Raw genomic sequence first — 18,929 nt, 5'->3', positions numbered from 1 at the left:
CGGCTCAGCGCGACGCGAGATCCATGATGCGGACCTGGTCGGCGTCCTTGCGATCGACGATGCCGGTCATGCGCCCTTCGTGCATCACCATCACGCGATCGCTCATCCCCAGCACTTCCGGCATTTCCGACGAGATCATCAGCACCGCGACGCCCTTGCCGGCCAGCGCGCTGACGAGCCGGTGAATCTCGGCCTTCGCGCCGACGTCGATGCCGCGCGTCGGTTCGTCGAGGATCAGGATGCGCGGCTGCGTGAGGAGCCACCGGCCGATCAGCACCTTCTGCTGGTTGCCGCCCGACAGGTTCTGGATTTCCTCGTGCAGCCCCGGCGACTTCACGCGCAGCGTCCGGCTCATTTCCTCGCAGTCGCGTTTGAGCTGCGCCTGCTGCACGAAGTTGAACTTCACGTAGCGGTTGCGGAGCACCGCCGCTTCCATGTTCGCGAGCAGGTCGAGATTCAGGAAGCAGCCGGTGTCCTTGCGATCCTCGGTGAGGAAGGCCATCCCGTGCTTCATCGCCTGCGCCGGCGTCGCGATCCGCACCGGCTTGCCGTCGATGCGGATCTCGCCCGACGTGGCCGGCACGACGCCGAACAGCGCCTCCGCGACGTTCGAGCGCCCCGAGCCGACGAGGCCCGCGACACCGAGGATTTCTCCGGCGCGCAGCTCGAAACTCACGTCGCGGAACACGCCGTCGACGCCGAGGTTCTTCACCGACAGCACGACGTCGCCGATCGGCACCTCTTCCTTCGGAAACATCTGCGTGATCTCGCGCCCGACCATCATGCGGATGATGTCGTCGCGCGTGACGTCGCTCGATGCATGCGTGCCGATGTACTTGCCGTCGCGAAACACCGAGAACTCGTCGGCGATCTCGAACAGCTCGTTCATCTTGTGCGTGATGTAGACGATGCCCTTGCCCTGCTCGCGCAGCTGGCGAATGATCCGGAACAGGTGCGTGACTTCCTTGTCGGTCAGCGCGGAGGTCGGCTCGTCCATGATCAGCACGTCGGAGTCGAACGACACGGCCTTCGCGATCTCGACCATCTGGCGGCTCGCGACCGTCAGCGTGCGCACATCGGTTTCCGGATCGATGTCGATCGACAGCCGCTCGAACAGCGCGGCCGTCTGGCGGCGCAGCGCCGCGTGATCGATCAGGCCGAAGCGGTTCTTCGGTTCGCGGCGGATCCAGATGTTCTCCGCGACCGTCATGTACGGCATCAGGTTGAGTTCCTGGTGGATCATCGCGATGCCGCGGTCGAGCGCATCGAGCGGACCGTTCAGCACGACCGGTTCGCCGTTGATCAGGATTTCGCCCTGGTCGGGCGTGTAGACGCCCGCGATGATCTTCATCAGCGTCGACTTGCCGGCGCCGTTCTCGCCCATCAGCGCATGAACGGTGCCGCGGCGCACGCGGAACTGCACGCCGTCGAGCGCGACGACGCCGGGAAAGGACTTGCCGACGCCGCGCACCTCGAGCACGCAGTCGGCGGCGGGAGAAGCCGGCGCGGCGGACGATCCGCCGGATGAAGCGGCCGGTGCGTCGCCGCCGGCCATCGGGCGCGCGACCCTGGCTGTAAACATGGACGTTCCTCGACAAAGCGCGCGCGAACCCGGCGCTGCCGGGCCCGCGCAGTTCAACGGACCGCCGGTCAGTGCTTGGCGTACTGGTTCATGTTCTCGGGCGTCACGAGCTCGAACGGCACGTTCACGTAGCGGTCGACCGGCTGCTTCTTCGCGAGCTTCAGCGCGGCGGCCACCGACTGCGCACCCTGCCCGACCGCATTCTGGTAGACCGACACCTTCAGCTCGCCGGCCTTCATCGCCGCGAGACCGTCCGGCGTCGCGTCGATACCCGCGACGACGGTTTTCGGCGTCAACTTGCGGGCGGCCTTCAGCGCGTTGATCGCGCCGATCGCCATCTCGTCGTTGTTGGAGATGATCGCGTCGAACTTCGTCCCAGAGCTCAGCCAGTTCATCGTGATGTCCTGGCCCTGCGTGCGGCTCCACTTGCCTTCGCGCTTGTCGACGATCTTCATGCCCGAGCAGTCCTTCGTCGCGATCACGTCCTCGATGTCCTTGGTGCGGGCGCGCGCCGATTCGTTGGACAGCTCGCCCATCAGCACGAGGAGGTCGCCCTTGCCGCCGAGCAGCTTGCACACCTGGCGCGCCTGCAGCGTGCCCGACTGCTTTTCGTCGGACGCGACGACCGCGACGCCGGCCGGCAGCTTGTCGAAATCGACCGGCTTGCGGTTCACGTAGACGAGCGGGATCCTGGCGGCCGTCACCATCTTCGTGATCTTCGGCGTCGCGTCGGTATCGACCGCGTTCACGATGATCGCGTCGACCTTCTGCGCGATCATGTTCTGGACCTGGCTCAACTGCTTGCCGACGTCGTTGCCGCCGTCCTCGATCTGCACCGTCGCACCGTCCTTCTTCGCTGCGTCGGTGATGCTGTTGCGCAGGATGGTCAGGAACGTGTCGTCGAACGACGCCATCGTCACGCCGATCTTCTCGGCATGCGCGAGCGGCGCAGCCAGGATCGCGGCGGCCGCGACGGCCATCAGCTTGGTCTTCATGATCAATCTGTCTCCTCATCTCCGGGGGGCGGAAGACGGCGCGTTGCGCGCCGCCGGGCCGAGTCCGATACGGACTGAAGCATCCGGATGAAACTGTAGATCAGTTCCTCTACGATTTGGAAATTTATTTCTACGTGATTTCACCTAGGGAACTGGATTTCCAAAAAGTCTAGACTGCGTCCGTAGCCCGATTCCCTGCGGCAGGCAGTCTCGCGTCGTGCAGCGCACGCCGCGGCGTGCGTCCAAAGGATCGGTCCCCTAATCTGCCGGCAACGCCGACCGCCGGCCGCGAGCGTGACACGTGATATGAGCCAGCTGAACTTTCCGAGTGACCGCCCCATCGATCTCGCCTGCCTCGGCCGCGTGGCCGTGGATCTCTATGCGCAGCAGTACGGCAGCCGCCTCGAAGACGCGCGCAGCTTCCAGATGTATCTCGGCGGCTCGTCGGGCAACGTCGCGTTCGGCGTCGCGCGGCTCGGGCTGAAGACCGCGATGATTTCGCGCGTCGGCGACGAGCAGATGGGCCGCTTCCTGCGCGAGACGCTCGAACGCGAAGGCTGCGACACGAGCCAGCTGCAGACCGACAGCGAGCGCCTCACCGCGCTGGTGCTGCTCGGGCTGAAGGATCGAGACACGTTCCCGCTGCTGTTCGTGCGCGAGAACTGCGCGGACATGGCCGTGCGCGCCGACGAGATCCGCGAGGACTTCATCGCCGGCTGCCGGGCGCTCGCGATCACCGGCACGCATCTTTCGACACCGGGCACACGCGAGGCGTCGCTGACCGCGCTCGGCTATGCGCGCCGCCACGGCGTCGTGCGGATCCTCGACATCGACTACCGCCCCGTGCTGTGGGGGCTGACCGCGCGCGGCGCGGGCGAGAACCGCTACGTGCCGGACGCGCAGGTGACGCGGCAGCTGCAGCAGGCGCTCGGTGAATTCGACCTGCTGGTCGGCACCGAAGAGGAATTCCTGATCGCGGGCGGCGTGCCGCACGACCTGACCGGATCGTTGCAGGCGGTACGCAAGATCACGAACGCAACGCTGGTCGTCAAGCGCGGCGCGCTCGGCTGCTGCGTGATCGAAGGCGACCTTCCGGCCAGCATCGACGCCGCGCCGAACTTCCTCGGCGAACGCGTCGAGGTGCTCAACGTGCTCGGCGCGGGCGACGCATTCCTGTCGGGCCTGCTGTCGGGGCTGCTGCGCGGGAGCGACTGGGCCGAAGCGACGCGCATCGCGAACGCGTGCGGCGCGATCGTCGTGTCGCGCCACGCGTGCTCGGCCGCGATGCCGACGCCGGCCGAACTCGCGCACTGGTTCGACGGCAGCCGCAATCCGGCGGTCGACGCCGACCGCACGCTCGCGCACCTGCACCGCGTGACGGTGCCGCGCCGCGACTGGGACGACCTGTGCGTGATGGCGTTCGACCACCGCAGCCAGTTCTACGAACTCGCGGTGCAGGCCGGCGCGGACGAAGCGCGGATCAAGACGCTCAAGCGCCTGCTCGTGCGCGCGGTCGAACAGGTCGAGCGCGATCGTCATATCGAAGGCCACGTCGGCGTGCTGATCGACGGCGGCGCCTACGGCAGCGACGCGCTCGCGTCGGCCACCGGGCGCGGCTGGTGGGTCGGCCGCCCGGTCGAGCTGCCGGGCTCGCGGCCGCTGCGTTTCGACGAAACGCGCTCGGTCGGCTCGTCGCTCACGCACTGGCCGACCGAACAGGTCGTGAAATGCCTCGTTCACTACCACCCCGACGACGACGTCGACCTGCGCGTCGAGCAGGAGCAGCGTGTACTGGAACTGTGGGAAGCCACGCGGGCCAGCGGCAACGAGCTGCTGCTCGAAATGATTCCGCCGCGCGCGGTCACGCCGGCCGGCACCGAGGACGATGCAGTGCTGCGCACGGTCGCGCGCTTCTACAACCTCGGTGTGAAACCCGAATGGTGGAAGCTCACGCCGCTGAGCGCGGACGGCTGGACGCGGCTCGCCGCGCTGATCGCCGAGCGCGACCCGCACTGCCGCGGCGCGGTGATCCTCGGCCTGAACCAGCCGCTGCAATACCTCGTCGACAGCTTCCGCTCGGCGACCAACCCGATCGTCAAGGGCTTCATGGTCGGGCGCACGCTGTGGGCCGATGCATCGCTGAACTGGTTCGCCGGCCGCATCGACGACCAGGCGCTGATCGACGAAGTCGCCGGCAACTTCACGCAACTGGTCGACGCGTGGCTCGGCCGCCGTGCCGCCGCGCGCGCCGCCGCAGCAGCCTGATGCATGTGCCCGTGACGACCACCCGACTCCTCTCTATCGACCGACGATGACCACCACCGTGAGACTGACCGTCAGCCAGGCGCTCGTGCGCTACCTGGCCGCCCTGCGCGCCGAAGTCGTCCAGCCCGACGGCCGCACCGAAATCCTGCCGTACTGCGGCGGCGTGTTCGCGATCTTCGGCCACGGCAACGTGGCCGGGCTCGGCGAAGCGCTGCATGCCGAGAAGGACCGGCTGCCGACGTTCCGCGCGCACAACGAGCAAGGGATGGCGAATGCGGCCGTCGCGTTCGCGAAAGCGAATTTCCGCCAGCGGATGATGGCCGCGACGTCGAGCATCGGCCCCGGCGCGACCAACATGCTGACGTCGGCGGCGCTGGCGCACGTCGGCCGGCTGCCGCTGCTGCTGCTGCCCGGCGACGTGTTCGTGTCGCGGCTGCCCGACCCCGTGCTGCAGCAGGTCGAGGATTTCGAACAGGGCGACGTCAGCGCGAACGACTGCTTCCGGCCCGTGACGCGCTACTTCGACCGCATCACGTCGCCCGAGCAACTGCTCGTCGCGCTGCCGCGCGCGATCCAGGTGATGACCGACCCCGCGCAGTGCGGCCCCGTGTGTCTCGCGCTGCCGCAGGACGTGCAGACCTTCGCGTACGACTGGCCCGAGGATTTCTTCGCGCCGCCGGTGATCCGGATGCGCCGGCCGCCGGCCGACGCGCTCGAACTGGCCGATGCGCTCGACGTGCTGAAGGCCGCGAAGAAGCCGCTGATCGTCGCCGGCGGCGGCGTGCTGTACAGCCAGGCGTGGGACGCGCTGCGCGCGTTCGCCGACGCGCATGGGGTGCCGGTCGCCGAATCGCAGGCCGGCAAGGGCAGCCTCGCGTGGGATCACCCGCTGAACCTCGGATCGATCGGCGTGACGGGCTCGCCCGCCGCGAACCGCGCGGCCGCGCAGGCCGATGTCGTGTTCGCGGTCGGCACGCGGCTGCAGGATTTCACGACCGGCTCGCATGCGCTGTTCGGCAACGCGACGCTGTTGAGCCTGAACGTGCAGCCGTTCGACGCCGGCAAGAAACGCGGGCGGCAATTGATCGCCGACGCACGCACGGGCCTCGGCCAGTTGTCGGCCGCGCTGGCCGGCTGGCACGCCGATCCGGCCTGGGCGGCGGCGAACCGCGACCAGGCCGCCGCGTGGAATGCACGCGTGACCGAACTGACGACGCGCATCCCGACGGACACGCTGCCGTACGACGCGGAAGTGATCGGCGCGGTGCGCGACTCCGCGGCCGACGCGGGACGCGACAGCGCGCGCGACGACCTCGTCGTCTGCGCGGCCGGCACGCTGCCGGCCGAACTGCACAAGCTGTGGCGCAGCGGCGTGCCGGGCAACTATCACATGGACTATGCGTACTCGTGCATGGGCTATGAAGTGGCGGGCGGCCTCGGCGCGAAGCTCGCGCGCCCCGAACGCGAAGTGATCGTGATCGTCGGCGACGGCTCGTACATGATGCTCAACGCGGAGCTCGCCACCTCCGTGATGCTCGGCCGCAAGATCATCGTCGTGATCCTCGACAACCGCGGCTACGGCTGCATCGAGCGGCTGCAGCTGAACTGCGGCGGCGCAAGCTTCAACAACATGCTCGACGATTGCGTGCTCGAAGGCGGTGAACGCTCGACGATCGACTTCGCGATGCATGCGCGTGCGATGGGCGCCGAAGCCGTGCACGTGCGCGACATCGCCGAACTGCGCCGCGAAATGACGCGCGCCCGCGCGGCGAAGACGAGCCAGGTGCTCGTGATCGACACCACGCACCAGCGCACGACCGACGACGGCGGCGCGTGGTGGGAAGTCGCAGTGCCGCAGGTATCCGAACGCACCGGCGTCGAAGGCGCGCACCGCGCGTATCTCGACGCGAAAACCCGGCAGCGGCGCTGATGGCGCGCGCTGCCCACGAACCCGCCCCGCGAAAAAACACATCCGAACCAAGGAAGCCCGTCATGAGCTGGAACGTCCGCATCGGCATCAATCCCCTGTCGTGGATGAACGACGACCTGCCGTCGCTCGGCGGCGAGACGCCGCTCGAAACGGCACTGAAGGAAGGCGCCGAAATCGGCTACGCGGGCTTCGAGCTCGGCAACAAGTTTCCGAAGACGGGCCCCGAGCTGAAGGCGAAGCTCGCCGAATTCGGCCTCGTGTGCGTGTCCGGCTGGTATTCGGGCTTCCTCGCGGAAGTCGCGCCGGGCATGAGCGACGCCGATGCGGTCGCCGCGGAAATCGAGCGCTGCCGCGCGCACATGACAAAGCTGCAGTTCAACGACGTGAAGGTCGTGGTCTACGGCGAATGCGCGGGCACGATCCAGGGCAGCATCGACACGCCGGTCGCGAAACGGCCGCGCTTCGTCGACGACGACGCCTGGCAGCGCTATGCGGCGCGCCTCGACGCGTTCGGTGCGCACCTGCTCGCGACCTACGGGATCAAGCTCGCCTACCATCACCACATGGGCGCGTACGTCGAGTCGCCCGACGACGTCGACCGCCTGATGGCGCTGACCGATCCGGCGAAGGTGTTCCTGCTGTTCGACACGGGCCATGCGTATTTCGGCGGCGCGGCCGATCCGGTGACGCTGCTGACGAAGCACGTGTCACGCGTCGCGCACGTGCACTGCAAGGACGTGCGGCCGCAGGTCGTCACGCAGGCGCGCAACGACGGCTGGAGCTTCCTGAACGGCGTGATCAACGGCACGTTCACGGTGCCGGGCGACGGCGCGCTCGATTACGACGCGACGCTGCGCACGCTGAAGGACGCCGGCTACGAAGGCTGGCTCGTCGTCGAGGCCGAGCAGGATCCGGCCGTCGCGCCGAGCTATGCCTATGCGAAGAAGGGCTACGAGTCGCTGCGCACGATCGTCGACCGGTTGAGTGCGTGAGCGCTTGAGCCCTACCCTATTGCGGAGCCCCACCCCATGACGATTTCTCCCCTGCTGGTCAAAGCGTCGCCTGAGCGCGAAATCTGCAACGTCACGCCGGAATCGGCCGGCTGGAAGCATGTCGGCTTTCGCGCGCTGCGCCTGAAGGCCGGCGATACCGAAATGCTCGACACCGGCGCGCGCGAGCTGTGCGTGGTCGTGCTGACGGGCACCGTGCGTGCCGAAGTCGATGGCGCAACCTACGACGCGCTCGGCAAGCGCGACAGCGTGTTCGAGGCGTTGTCGCCGGACGCGCTGTACGTGCCGGGCGGCAAGACCGTCACGCTGGTCGCGACGCGCGACGCGGAAATCGCGCTGTGCACCGCGCCGTACGCGAGCGGCGACAAGCCCGTGCGGCGTCTCGACGGCGAACGGATGCGCCGGTCGGTGCGCGGGCAAGGCACCAATACGCGCTACGTGTGCGACATCCTGATGGGCGACAACCCGGCGGCCGAGCGCCTCCTCGTCGTCGAAGTCGTCACGCCGGCGAGCCACTCGAGCAGCTATCCGCCACACAAGCACGATCGCGACGCGGCGCCCGACGAGACGTCGCTCGAGGAAACCTACTATCACCGGATCGATCCGCCGCAGGGCTTCGCGTTCCAGCGCGTGTACACGGACGACCGCAGCCTCGACGAAGCGTGCGCGGTCGAGAACCACGACGTCGTGATGGTGCCGCGCGGCTATCACCCGGTCGTCGCGCCGCACGGCTACAACCTGTACTACCTGAACGTGATGGCCGGGCCGAGCCGCGCGTGGGCGTTCAAGAACGATCCCGCGCACGAGTGGATGATCGACGCGGCGCCGAAAAGCTGAAGAACGCCGAAGCATTGAACGGAAGACGGGCCCGCGCGCGGCCCGTGACGACGCGACGCCCGGCACGCGCACACTGAGCCGGCGACGCCACGGAGCCGCCATGGTGACGACCCATTTTCGCCTTGAACCCCACGCCTTCGACGACGACGCGTCGAATCCGGCGCTGCCGCGCTTCAATGCGGCCGTCGCCCGGCGGATGGGGGAAATCGCGGTCAACCTCGCGTCGCGGCGCGGGCTGCCGATCGCGGTGAGCATCGTCGGCGAGCAAGCGCCGCTGTTCTACTGCGCGCTCGACGGCAGCGGCGCAAACGACAGCGACGCGATCCGCCGCCGGCAGAACACCGTGTTGCGTTTCGGCCTGAGTTCGCTCGCGGTCGGCGCGCGCTTTCGCCGCGCCGGCTGGTCGCTGCAGTCGCAGGGATTGTCCGCCGACGACTATGCGCTCGACGGTGGCGGCGTGCCGTTGCGGATCGCCGGGGCCGGCATCGTCGGCGCGATGACGATCGCGGGACTCGATTCCGAAGACAATCACGCGCTCGTCGTCGAGTGCCTGCAATGGCACGTCGGCGCGAACGCGCTGGCGATGCTCGCGTAACGACGCAATCGGCGCATGCGCGCCGATTGCGCCGTCCCGCAGGATCAGTTCAACCCGCCGCTCACGACGAGGTGCTCGCCGGTCATCCAGCGGGCATCGTCCGACGCGAGGAACACGGCCACCGACGCGATGTCGTCCGGCTCGCCGAGGCGGCCGAGCGGCGTCTCGCTGCGCACCTGCTTGTCGAGATCGGAGCCGATGATGCCCGCGCTGTGCGTGCCTTCGGTCACGATCATGCCGGGGTTGATCGCGTTCACGCGGATCTTGCGCGGGCCGAGTTCGAGCGCGAGCACGCCGGTGATCGCGTCGACCGCACCCTTCGTGCCGCTGTACACGGCGCTGGCCGGCGGCGTGATGCTGGTCACCACCGAGCTGATGTTGACGATGCTCGCGCCTTCGCCGAGATGCTTGACGGCTGCCTGCGTCATCAGCAGCACGCCGAACACGTTCGTGTCGAACTGCCGGCGGTAGTGCTCCTCGGTGATCGCTTCGATCGCCCCGAATTCGTACACGCCGGAATTGTTGACGAGCACGTCGAGACGGCCGTACGTGTCGATCGCCGTATCGACGATGCGCTGCGCGTCGGCTGCCTTCGACACGTCGCCGCCGACCGCGACCGCCCGGCCGCCCGCTTCGACGATCGCGCTCACGACCGCGTCGGCGCCTGCCTTGCTGCTCGCGTAGTTGACGACGACCGCCGCGCCCTCGACGGCCAGTGCCTTCGCGATGGCCGCGCCGATGCCCTTCGATGCGCCCGTGACGATCGCTACCTTGCCTGCCAGCTTGCTCATGATTTCATTCCTCAGTCAGAAGACGTTCGATGGTTGGCGCCGTTTGCCGTGTGGATGCGTTGCTGCGGCAACCGGCATGACTGGAAATTTACTGTGCACCGCAGCGACGATAAAGCGGCTCGCAACGAATTGACTGGCGGAGTTTGCCGAACAATCGATCGCGCGCCGTCAGCCGGCGCTCAGCCATGCATTGGCGACTTCGCCGCCCAGGCCGTCGAGCGCGCCGTCGAAGACGATCTGGCCGCGCCCCATCACCGCGACGCGCCGTGCGAGCCGCGGCGCGAACTGCAGCCGCTGCTCGATCAGCAGGATCGCGACGCCGTCGGCCTGCAGCGCGGCGAGGCAGGCGCCGACCTCGTCGACCGCGAGCGGCGCGAGCCCTTCGGCCGGCTCGTCGACGATCAGCACGCGCGGGCTGCCGGCCAGCGCGCGCACCAGCGCGAGCACCTGCTGCTCGCCGCCCGACAACCGCCCGGCTTTCACGTCCGCGCGCGCGGCCAGCAGCGGAAAACGGTCGAACAGGCGGTCGAGCGCCGCGCGTTCAGCCGCACCGCCTGCACCGCGCAGCCCGAGCCGCAGGTTGTCGCGTACCGTCAGCAGCGGGAACACGTCGCGGCTTTCGGCAACGTAAGCGACACCGTGCCGCGCGATCTCGAACGTCCGCGCGCCCACGCATTCGGCGCCGGCGATGCGCACCGAGCCAGTCGTGCGCACGAGCCCCATCACGGCCTTCGCGAGCGTCGAGCGGCCCGAGCCGTTGCGGCCGAGCAGCGCGAGCGTCTCGCCCGGCGCCAGCGTGAGATCGACGCCGTCGAGCACGGGCTGCAACCCGTACCACGCGCGCAGGCCGCGAATGTCGAGCAGTGCGCTCATGCGCGCCCCTCGCCCAGATACGCGGCGCGCACGCGCGGATCGGCACGGATGGCATCGGGCGCGCCGGTCGCGACCACCGTGCCGCGCACGAGCACCGTGATGCGTTCGGCGAAACCGAACACCGCGTCCATGTCGTGCTCGATCATCAGCACCGTACGGCCCTGCGTCGTCGCGCGGATCAGCGCGATCATCCGCGCCGCCTGCGCGCGGCTCATGCCGGCCGTCGGCTCGTCGAGCAGCAGCGTGCGCGCGCCGCTCGCGAGCGCGATCCCGAGATCGAGCGCGCGCTGTTCCGCATAGCTCAGTTCCGCGGCCAGCGTGTTGCGCCGCGCATCGAGCCCGATGTCGTGCAGCACACGCTCGGCCGCGAGATCGACGGACGCCGATTCGCGCAGCCGGTTCCACCAGCGCCGCCGTTCGGCCGGCGCATGCAGCGCCGCGCAGCGCAGGTTGTCGAATACGGTCAGCCTCGCAAATGCACTCGTCTGCTGGAAACTGCGGCCGATGCCGAGGCGGCTCGCGACGACGGGCCCGCGCCCGCGCAGGTCGACGCCGTGCAGCACGACCCGCCCGCGCGTCGGCCGTGTCGCACCGGCGATCACGCCGAACAGCGTCGACTTGCCCGCGCCGTTCGGCCCGATCAGCGCATGGCGCTCGCCGGCCGCGATACTCAGTTCGACGCCGTCGAGCACGGTCTGCGCCCCGAAGCGCTGCACGACGCCATGAAGCGCAATCGCGTTGCCGTTCATCGCGCGTCCTCCCGCTTGCCGGCCTGGCTGCCCTGCACGAACCGCGCGCGCCAGCCCCACAGCAGCGTGCCGATGCCGGCCGCCGAGCACGCGACGGCCCAGCCGGCCGGCGTATCGGCATCGATGCCCCACGCGCCGAATGCGAGACCCGAGCCGTCGTCCTGCGCGAAGCGCCACGCGTAGCCGAGTTCGGCCGCGCAGACGATCGCGACACCCCAGAACAGGCACGCGCCGATTGCGCACAGCATCCGCCACCGCTCGGCCACCGGCGCATCGCGGCGCATCGCGTGCGCGAGCGCCTGCGCAAGGCCCGCGATCCCGCGCGGTGCGGCCACGACGATCGCGACGAACAGCACGCCGAGGTACAGCGCCCACGCGCGCGACACGCCCGCGACGCCGATGCTCAGCGCGGTCAGCACCGCGGCGCCGGCCGCCGGCCCGAAGAACGCGCCGGTGCCGCCGATCACCGCGGCGATCAGCACGGTTGCCGAGCGCGCCATCGACACGCTGTCGGGCGTCGCGATCTCGATGTCGATCAGCGTCAGCGTACCGGCGATACCCGCGAAGAACGACGCGCAGGTGACCATCGCGAGCCGCACGCGGCGCGGATCGGTGCCGAGCGCGGCGACGCGCGCCGGGTTGTCGCGCACCGCGTTCGCGAGCCGCGCGAGCGGCGTGCGCGTCAGCGCGTGCATGGCCCACGCCGACACGACGCACCACGCGGCGATCACCGTGTACGCGTGTGCCGGTGCGCCGAAATGCCAGTTGCCCCACGGCGTGCCGCTCGCGCGGTCGATCGGCACGCCGCCGAGACCGCCGAACCACGCCGGCACGCTCCACGCGGCGGCCGCGACGCATTCGCCGAGCCCGAGCGTGATCATCGCGAATGCGGTGCCGGAACGGCGTGTCGCGAGCAACCCGGCGACGCATCCGAATCCCGCGCCGGCCACGCCGCCGACGAGCGGCAACAGCGGCAGCGGGCCGCCCATATGGTTGAACCAGTGCGCGGCCGCGAACGCGCCGAGGCCCGCGAATGCCGCATGCCCGAACGACAGCAGCCCGGTCGTGCCGAGCTGCAGGTTGTACGACAGCGCGAGCACGACAAGCGCGGCCGTCTGCGCGAGATAACCGAGCACCGCCCCATGCGGCCACAGCCACGCGGGCAGCACGAAGCACGCGGCGAACAGCGCCCAGCGCGCGCATCCGGCGAACACGCGGCTACGCATCGGCACGTTCTCCGAACAACCCGCGCGGCCGCGCGACCAGCACCGCGACGAGCAGCAGATAGGGCACGAGCGGCGCGAGTTGCGCGATCGACACCGCGGCCACGCGGTCGGGCAGCGCGATGCCGGCCCATGACGCGAGGTCGCGCAGCGACGTGTCGCTCGCGGCCGCGAAGGTCTGCGAGAAACCGACCGCGAGCGACGCGACGAACGCGCCGCCGAGCGAGCCGAGCCCGCCGATCACGACGACCGCGAACACGACCGACCCGACGGTCTCGGCCAGCGCGGGTTCGATCACCGCGAGCGGCGCGCCGATCACGCCGGCGAGCGCCGCGAGCGCGGTGCCGGCGCCGAACAGGCCCGTCATCACGCGCGGCACGTCGTAGCCGAGCGCCTCGACCGCCGCGCGATGCGTGAGCGCCGCACGCACGACGAGCCCGATGCGCGACGCGCGCAGCAGCGCGCCGAGCGCGACCAGCATCGTCGCGGACATCGCCATCATGAACAGCCGGTAGCGCGGCAATGCGAGGCCGAAGACGCTCACGGGCGCACCGTCGAACAGCGGCGGCACGGGCGCCGGCAGCGGCGCGAGGCCCCAGACGAGTTTCGCGCCCTCGCCGATCAGGTACGCGAGACCGAAAGTCAGCAGCAGTTCGCTCGTATGGCCGCGCGCCTGCACGCGGCGCAGCAGCGTGCGTTCGCAGCCGGCACCGAGCAGCCCGACCGCAAGCGGCGCGAGCACGAGCGCCGGCCAGAAGCCCGCATGGGCCGCGATGCTGTAGCCGACATACGCGCCGAGCATGTAGAAGCTCGCATGGGCGAAGTTGAGCACGCCCTGCACGCTGAAGATCAGCGTGAGGCCGGCCGACAGCATGAACAGCAGCAAGCCGTAGCTGAGGCCGTTGAAGGCCTGGAGCGCGAACGCGTGCACCGCGAGCCGTCAGGCCGTGAGCGGCTCGAGCGCGGCGCGCAACGCGTCGGGCAGCGGCACGGGGCGGCGTGTCCCGCGATCGACGTACACGTGCACGAAATGCCCCTGTGCGGCCGGTGACGCGTCGCCCTGCGCGAACAGACCGACCTCGTAGCGCACGCTCGACGTGCCGAGCTTCACGACGCGCAGCCCCGCATCGACCGACTGCGGGAACACGAGCGGCGCGAAGTAGTTGCACTGCGTCTCGACGACCAGCCCGATCGTCTTCCCGTGCTCGACGTCGAGCACGCCCGCGCGGATCAGGTACTCGTTCACGACGGTGTCGAAGTAGCTGTAGTAGACGACGTTGTTCACGTGCCCGTAGACGTCGTTGTCCATCCAGCGGGTCGTGATCGGCAGGAAGTGGCGATAGGCGTCGCGGGGACGCGGCTGCGGCTTGTCGGACATGGCGATGGCGGTCAGGACGATGGGAACGACGAGGACGACGCGCGGCGGCCGTGCGGCACGGCACGCCGGCGAAAAGCGGAACGCCGCGTCGCGATCGCTCGCGGCGCGGCGGACGACACCCTGCGGGCAGGCCGGCCCGTCACTGCCCCGGCCGGTCGACGAACTCGAAATCGAGGCCGCGCGCGCGCATCCAGTCGGCGAGCGCGACGCCCGTGCCGGCGCGCCACGGGCGCAGCAGCGGCGGATCGACGAGTTTGTATTCGAGCAGTTCCGGCGACAGCGCGACCGTGCCCGACGCACGCACGTGGTACGCGATGATCAGTTCGTTCTTGCGGATGAATTCGTACACGCCGACGAGCGACACGTGCTCGGCCTTCAGCGCGGTTTCCTCGAACACCTCGCGCGCGATGCCGTCCTCGGGCGTCTCGCCGTTTTCGAGGAAACCGGTGATCAGCGCGAACATCCCTTCGGGCCAGGCCGCGTTGCGCGCGAGCAGGATCTTGCCGTCGAGTTCGACGATCGCGGCGACGACGGGCAGCGGGTTGTTCCAGTGCACGTAGCCGCAGGTGTCGTCGGGGCAGGCCTGGCGGATGCGGCCGCCTTCGTGGTCGGGATCGGCACGCTCGGTGAGCGGGCTGGCGCAGCGCGGGCAAAAGCGGTAATCGGCGGTGGTCATCGATGGAGATGGGGCGACCGGGGCCGCCTGCAGCGGCGGCGCCGGTCGCGTTCGGCGCGGGAAAGTCTCGATTCTAGCGAGTTTGCGCGGCGCCGAGGATTTCTGCGACGGCCGGACGAACCGGCCGGAGCCGCGCGGGCGATGCTATCCGCCGGCGCCCGGCCTGCGGTCGTGCCCGGCCGGTTTGCGCACCGGGCATGCGCGTGCATGCCCGGCGAGGTGCGCCCGGCCTGCTGGCGACGGCCCGTTCCCCTGCGCGGGCCGCTGCATGCGGCGGGGTTGCCGGCGATCCGGTCAGGTCAGGTCGGGCCGGGCCGCCGGCATGGGCGGCACCGGTCAGTCGCGGATCTGGCCGTAGTTGAGGTTGGCGAGCGGCATCCCCGCTGCAGCGCCGGTTGCGCTGCTGCCCTTGAAGAGGCCGAAGTTCAGGGCCGCGAACGCGCCGGCTTGCTGGCCGTAACCCGGCGTCTGCGCAACGCGGGTCGTCGTCGTCGAGTTGTCGAAGGTGCCGAAGTTCGCGCCGGCCAGGCCGCCGAGCCGCGCATGGTAGCCGCCGGAAACCGTGCCGGCCGCCGACGACGATGCGACCATGCCGCTGTTGAAGCCGACCAGGCCGCCGACGTAGCTGTCGTGGCTGCCGGCCGCCGAACCGGTCGCGCTCGAGTGCTCGACCGACGCGCCCATGTAGTTTTCGCCGATCAGGCCGCCGACCGAGCTGCGCCGGTCGGCCAGCACGTCGCCGCTTGCGCTCGACGACGACACGCGGCCGGCATTGAAGCCGACCAGCCCACCGGCCTTGCCCGTCCCCATCACGGCAACAGCGCCCTTCGCGCCGGCGTCGCGCACCGTACCCGTGTTGCGGCCGACGAGCCCGCCGGCGATGCTGCCGAACTCGGCCCGGACGTCGCCCGACGCGGACGATCCGTCGATCACGCCGCTGTTGGACGCCACGAGGCCACCGACGACGCTCTCGAAATCGCTGACGACCGAACCCGTCGATGCGGACGCCTGCACGGTGCCCGCATTGACGCCGACCAGACCGCCGGCCTGCGCCATCATGCCGGCCATCACGGCCCCCTTCGACGACGCACCGCGGATCGCGCCGTCGTTCACGCCGGCCAGTCCGCCGGCCGTTGCGAAGTCGCCCGCGATCACGTCACCAGCGGCCGACGACGCGAGCACTTCGCCGGTCGCCGCATTGCGGCCGACCAGCCCGCCCGCGATGCCGCTCGCTCCTGCCGTAACGTAGCTGTCGGTACTCGACGCGTCGATCCTGCCCGCGTTGTGGCCGACCAGCCCGCCCGCCACGCCTGCCATGCCGGCGTCGACGTTGACGCTGGCCGTCGAGTCGCGCACGCTCGCGAAGTTGGCGCCGACGAGGCCGCCGACGTTCGACGCGCCGCCCATTACCCTGCCGACTGCCGTCGACGCGTTCACGGCGCCACGGTTTTCGCCGACCAGGCCACCCACGCGCGCGCCGTCGGTCGCCGCCACGATGCCCTTGAACGTCGATGCGTTCACCCGGCCCGTATTGTGGCCGACGAGGCCGCCCACGGATGCGTTGCGGGCGCCGCGCACATCGCCGACGGCCGTCGACGCGTTGATCACGCCGCCATTGTTGACACCGACCAGCCCGCCGACGCGCGCGCCGCTGCCGCGCGCGTTGACGATGCCGGTCGCCGTCGAGCCGTCGACGACCCCGCGGTTGTCCCCGACGAGCCCGCCTGCGCTGCCGTTCGACGCACTGACGACCTGGACGTCGGCGCGGCTGTCGCGAATCAGCGCGTCGTCGGCACCGGGCGAGATGAACGAGATGTTTTCACCGGCGAGTCCGCCGACGTGCAGCGCATCGTTGCCGCCGTTGACGAAACCCAGCACGGTTGCACGCTCGATCGATCCGCCGTAGTTGCTGCCGACGAGCCCGCCGAAAATCGCCATGCCTTCGCCGCTCACCGCGATGTTCGTCGCCTTCACGTCCGAGATCGTGCCGAAGTTGTAGCCCGCCAGCGTGCCGACGCTGGCCGGCGCGCGGCCGTACGGCACGACCGCGCGCGTCGAGATCCGGTCGAGCCCGAGGTTCGCGATGCGCCCGCCGTTGGCCTCGAAAAGGCCGACGGCGTTGCTGCCCGGATTGGAGATCGACAGATCGCCGATGGTATTGCCGAGGCCGTCGAACACGCCTTCGAACGCGCGTCTCGCGCCGATGCTCCGGAACGCCGCGCCCTTGCCGTCGATCGCGTTGCCCAGCACGTAACGGCCCTTCAGGTCTCGGTCCACGTTGCGCAGGCCTGCCACGTCGTGAATCACCTGATACCCTTCGCCGTTCGACGAGAACGATGCATTGCGGCCCGACAGCGTCACCGATGCGTTGTCTTGCGTGAACCGGTGGCCCTTCTTCGAGTTCAGTTCCAGATGCGCCTGATCGCCCGTCAGCGCAAGCTGGTCGTCCACACGGATTTCACCTGCGGCATTTGCCTTCACGCTTGCCTTCGCGCCGCTCGCCGTCACCGCCTGCTTCAACGCCACGTCGCCCTTTTGCGACGTCAGCGCCAGCGTGTGGTCGCTCGCCCAGTTCACCGTGCCATTCACCGTCAGGTCGCCCGACGTGTTCGTCAATGCCACGTTCGTCGTGCCCAGCGCGCGTGACAGCGTTGCAGCGTCCAGTGCGGCGTCCGCGCTCGCTACGTTCGAATTCGCGCCGTCGATCGACAAGTCGCGCTGCGCGCCGTTCGTATTCTCGATGTTCGCGTTCGCCGATTCGATCGTCCACGTGCCCGTGCGGCCCGACGCGCTGCGCGTGTCAACCTGTGCGTCGCTCGACACCTTCACCTGTTCGCCGCGCGTCGTCACTTCACCGCCTGCAGCATTCAGCTTGCCCGCGACCTGCACCAGGCCGCCATCCAGCACGATCTTCCCGTTGCGCTCTTTCAAACCCTGCGCCTCGATCGTTCCGCTGTTGTTCACCACTGCGTTCAGCAGGCCGTTCGCTGCGCGCGCCGTCATCAGCACCTCGCCGCCTTCCGCTTTCAGCAGGCCGCCGTTGTTTGCCTGCGCGTCCATCGCACCGCCTTCCACCTGCAGGTTCAGCAGGCCATTGCCGTCGAAGTTCACGGTGAACGCGTCGCCCGCGCCCAGCGCCACGCGACCTGCCTTTGCACTGATCACGCCAGTGTTCGACACTCGCGCACCCAGCAGCGCTACGCTGCCGCCTTCGGCCGCCGTGATCGTCCCCGCGTTCTCCACCGACTGCCCCGAGGCACCTGAGAACCGGAAATTGCCCGCGAGGAAATCCCTGTCCGACACGTCCTTCGTCGACGCCACCAGTCCACCGACGTTCACCTGTGCACCCGCGCCGAACACCACCCCGTTCGGGTTCACCACGAACACCTTCCCGTTCGCATCGATCTGACCGTGGATCTGACTACCATTCGTGCCGATCACACGGTTCAGCGCAATCGACTTGACGTCCGGCTGCTGGAACGACACGCGCTCGCCGCCGGCCACGCTGAAGTCCTGCCAGTTCGTGATCAACTTGTCCGTGTGCTGGTTGATCGACATCGTCTTGCCGTCCGCCGACGTCGCAATGTCAGCCTTCCCGGAGGCCACCGCACCGCCCGTCGGCAACGCATACGCGCTCGTCGCCGCCAGACCCAGCAACGACACCCCAGTTGCCAGCAGACGTTTGCCGCCACCCGTCTTTCCGCGACGACGCGCGGTTTCGCTCACCGCGCACCAGCCGCCCTGCGCTTCGTTCCATACCAGCGAGTAGGCTTTATTCATTTGGAATCCTCTTTATTTGACTCTTGAATGCTCGCGTAAAGCGAGCGACCGTTCACGCCTGCCCGGAAACGCCGAACCGGCCTGAACGCATGCATGCGACCGACCAACCGCTGACCATGCGCGGCGCCGGGCAATCGTGCCCTCGAGTCGACTGGACGTTGCCGGCACCTTGCATACCGCGTGACGGAGAGGTCGCATGACGAACGGGAACGGGGGACGGCGCCGCGACGGCGCGAATGCGTCGG

15 protein-coding genes are annotated in these 18,929 nt (G+C 69.3%); 5 read left to right on the top strand and 10 right to left on the bottom strand.

Going from position 1 to position 18,929, the window contains the following annotated elements; translation table 11 throughout:
• Positions 1–4 precede the first annotated feature (4 nt).
• Complete coding sequence (locus HWX87_RS10770) at positions 5–1,582, bottom strand: sugar ABC transporter ATP-binding protein (protein ID WP_176047122.1); 1,578 nt, start codon at positions 1,580–1,582, stop codon at positions 5–7.
• Positions 1,583–1,650: 68 nt separating this feature from the next.
• Entirely contained in the window at positions 1,651–2,577 is a 927-nt protein-coding gene (locus HWX87_RS10765; RefSeq protein ID WP_176047121.1) for a sugar ABC transporter substrate-binding protein, read from the bottom strand.
• A 306-nt stretch (positions 2,578–2,883) separates the two neighbouring features.
• Here HWX87_RS10765 and iolC point away from each other — a divergent pair, with 306 nt between their 5' ends.
• The 5 genes from iolC to HWX87_RS10740 all read left to right on the top strand — a co-directional run bounded on the left by iolC (position 2,884) and on the right by HWX87_RS10740 (position 9,214).
• A complete protein-coding gene (gene iolC / locus HWX87_RS10760) occupies positions 2,884–4,842 on the top strand; it encodes a 5-dehydro-2-deoxygluconokinase (protein ID WP_176047120.1) in 1,959 nt (652 codons plus the stop codon).
• Between the two features lie 46 nt (positions 4,843–4,888).
• A complete protein-coding gene (gene iolD / locus HWX87_RS10755; protein ID WP_176047119.1) occupies positions 4,889–6,772 on the top strand; it encodes a 3D-(3,5/4)-trihydroxycyclohexane-1,2-dione acylhydrolase (decyclizing) in 1,884 nt (627 codons plus the stop codon).
• Positions 6,773–6,834: 62 nt separating this feature from the next.
• Complete coding sequence (gene iolE, locus HWX87_RS10750; protein ID WP_176047118.1) at positions 6,835–7,764, top strand: myo-inosose-2 dehydratase; 930 nt, start codon at positions 6,835–6,837, stop codon at positions 7,762–7,764.
• A gap of 36 nt (positions 7,765–7,800) precedes the next feature.
• Positions 7,801–8,619 (top strand): 5-deoxy-glucuronate isomerase, encoded by an 819-nt coding sequence (iolB, locus tag HWX87_RS10745; RefSeq protein ID WP_176047117.1) that lies wholly within the window; start codon positions 7,801–7,803, stop codon positions 8,617–8,619.
• A 100-nt stretch (positions 8,620–8,719) separates the two neighbouring features.
• A complete protein-coding gene (locus tag HWX87_RS10740; RefSeq protein WP_176047116.1) occupies positions 8,720–9,214 on the top strand; it encodes a heme-degrading domain-containing protein in 495 nt (164 codons plus the stop codon).
• 44 nt (positions 9,215–9,258) lie between these two features.
• Here HWX87_RS10740 and HWX87_RS10735 read toward each other — a convergent pair whose 3' ends face one another.
• The 8 genes from HWX87_RS10735 to HWX87_RS10700 form a co-directional block, all read right to left on the bottom strand.
• The gene (locus HWX87_RS10735; protein WP_176047115.1) at positions 9,259–10,005 is read right to left on the bottom strand and encodes a glucose 1-dehydrogenase; all 747 of its coding nucleotides are present in this window, start codon (positions 10,003–10,005) and stop codon (positions 9,259–9,261) included.
• Between the two features lie 168 nt (positions 10,006–10,173).
• Entirely contained in the window at positions 10,174–10,878 is a 705-nt protein-coding gene (locus tag HWX87_RS10730) for an ABC transporter ATP-binding protein (protein WP_176047114.1), read from the bottom strand.
• The gene (locus HWX87_RS10725) at positions 10,875–11,627 is read right to left on the bottom strand and encodes an ABC transporter ATP-binding protein (protein ID WP_176047113.1); all 753 of its coding nucleotides are present in this window, start codon (positions 11,625–11,627) and stop codon (positions 10,875–10,877) included. Before HWX87_RS10725 ends, HWX87_RS10730 begins: the two co-directional genes overlap by 4 nt.
• A complete protein-coding gene (locus HWX87_RS10720; protein ID WP_176047112.1) occupies positions 11,624–12,853 on the bottom strand; it encodes a branched-chain amino acid ABC transporter permease in 1,230 nt (409 codons plus the stop codon). Before HWX87_RS10720 ends, HWX87_RS10725 begins: the two co-directional genes overlap by 4 nt.
• Positions 12,846–13,781, bottom strand: coding sequence for a branched-chain amino acid ABC transporter permease (locus tag HWX87_RS10715; RefSeq protein WP_176047111.1), 936 nt, complete (start codon positions 13,779–13,781; stop codon positions 12,846–12,848). The genes HWX87_RS10720 and HWX87_RS10715 overlap by 8 nt, the downstream gene beginning before the upstream one ends.
• 9 nt (positions 13,782–13,790) lie before the next feature.
• Positions 13,791–14,228, bottom strand: a complete 438-nt coding sequence (locus HWX87_RS10710; protein WP_176047110.1) for a thioesterase family protein — start codon at positions 14,226–14,228, stop codon at positions 13,791–13,793.
• Positions 14,229–14,367: 139 nt separating this feature from the next.
• Positions 14,368–14,904, bottom strand: coding sequence for an NUDIX domain-containing protein (locus tag HWX87_RS10705; protein ID WP_039347430.1), 537 nt, complete (start codon positions 14,902–14,904; stop codon positions 14,368–14,370).
• A 336-nt stretch (positions 14,905–15,240) separates the two neighbouring features.
• Positions 15,241–18,684, bottom strand: coding sequence for a GLUG motif-containing protein (locus HWX87_RS10700; protein WP_176047109.1), 3,444 nt, complete (start codon positions 18,682–18,684; stop codon positions 15,241–15,243).
• Positions 18,685–18,929 lie beyond the last annotated feature (245 nt).

The organism is Burkholderia sp. BCC1644 (genome assembly GCF_902833225.1).
GTDB lineage: Bacteria > Pseudomonadota > Gammaproteobacteria > Burkholderiales > Burkholderiaceae > Burkholderia.
The sequence above is the reverse complement of the archived record's forward strand: the minus strand, read 5'-3'. Positions and strand labels throughout refer to the sequence as shown.

Bases quoted from the DNA above. Each gene is read 5' to 3' on its own strand.
- HWX87_RS10725 (WP_176047113.1), bottom strand. From the start codon at position 11,627: ATGAACGGCAACGCGATTGCGCTTCATGGCGTCGTGCAGCGCTTCGGG.
- HWX87_RS10700 (WP_176047109.1), bottom strand. From the start codon at position 18,684: ATGAATAAAGCCTACTCGCTGGTATGGAACGAAGCGCAGGGCGGCTGG.
- HWX87_RS10720 (WP_176047112.1), bottom strand. From the start codon at position 12,853: ATGCGTAGCCGCGTGTTCGCCGGATGCGCGCGCTGGGCGCTGTTCGCC.
- HWX87_RS10770 (WP_176047122.1), bottom strand. From the start codon at position 1,582: ATGTTTACAGCCAGGGTCGCGCGCCCGATGGCCGGCGGCGACGCACCG.
- HWX87_RS10735 (WP_176047115.1), bottom strand. From the start codon at position 10,005: ATGAGCAAGCTGGCAGGCAAGGTAGCGATCGTCACGGGCGCATCGAAG.
- iolB (WP_176047117.1), top strand. From the start codon at position 7,801: ATGACGATTTCTCCCCTGCTGGTCAAAGCGTCGCCTGAGCGCGAAATC.
- HWX87_RS10765 (WP_176047121.1), bottom strand. From the start codon at position 2,577: ATGAAGACCAAGCTGATGGCCGTCGCGGCCGCCGCGATCCTGGCTGCG.
- iolC (WP_176047120.1), top strand. From the start codon at position 2,884: ATGAGCCAGCTGAACTTTCCGAGTGACCGCCCCATCGATCTCGCCTGC.
- iolE (WP_176047118.1), top strand. From the start codon at position 6,835: ATGAGCTGGAACGTCCGCATCGGCATCAATCCCCTGTCGTGGATGAAC.
- HWX87_RS10710 (WP_176047110.1), bottom strand. From the start codon at position 14,228: ATGTCCGACAAGCCGCAGCCGCGTCCCCGCGACGCCTATCGCCACTTC.
- HWX87_RS10740 (WP_176047116.1), top strand. From the start codon at position 8,720: ATGGTGACGACCCATTTTCGCCTTGAACCCCACGCCTTCGACGACGAC.
- iolD (WP_176047119.1), top strand. From the start codon at position 4,889: ATGACCACCACCGTGAGACTGACCGTCAGCCAGGCGCTCGTGCGCTAC.
- HWX87_RS10705 (WP_039347430.1), bottom strand. From the start codon at position 14,904: ATGACCACCGCCGATTACCGCTTTTGCCCGCGCTGCGCCAGCCCGCTC.
- HWX87_RS10730 (WP_176047114.1), bottom strand. From the start codon at position 10,878: ATGAGCGCACTGCTCGACATTCGCGGCCTGCGCGCGTGGTACGGGTTG.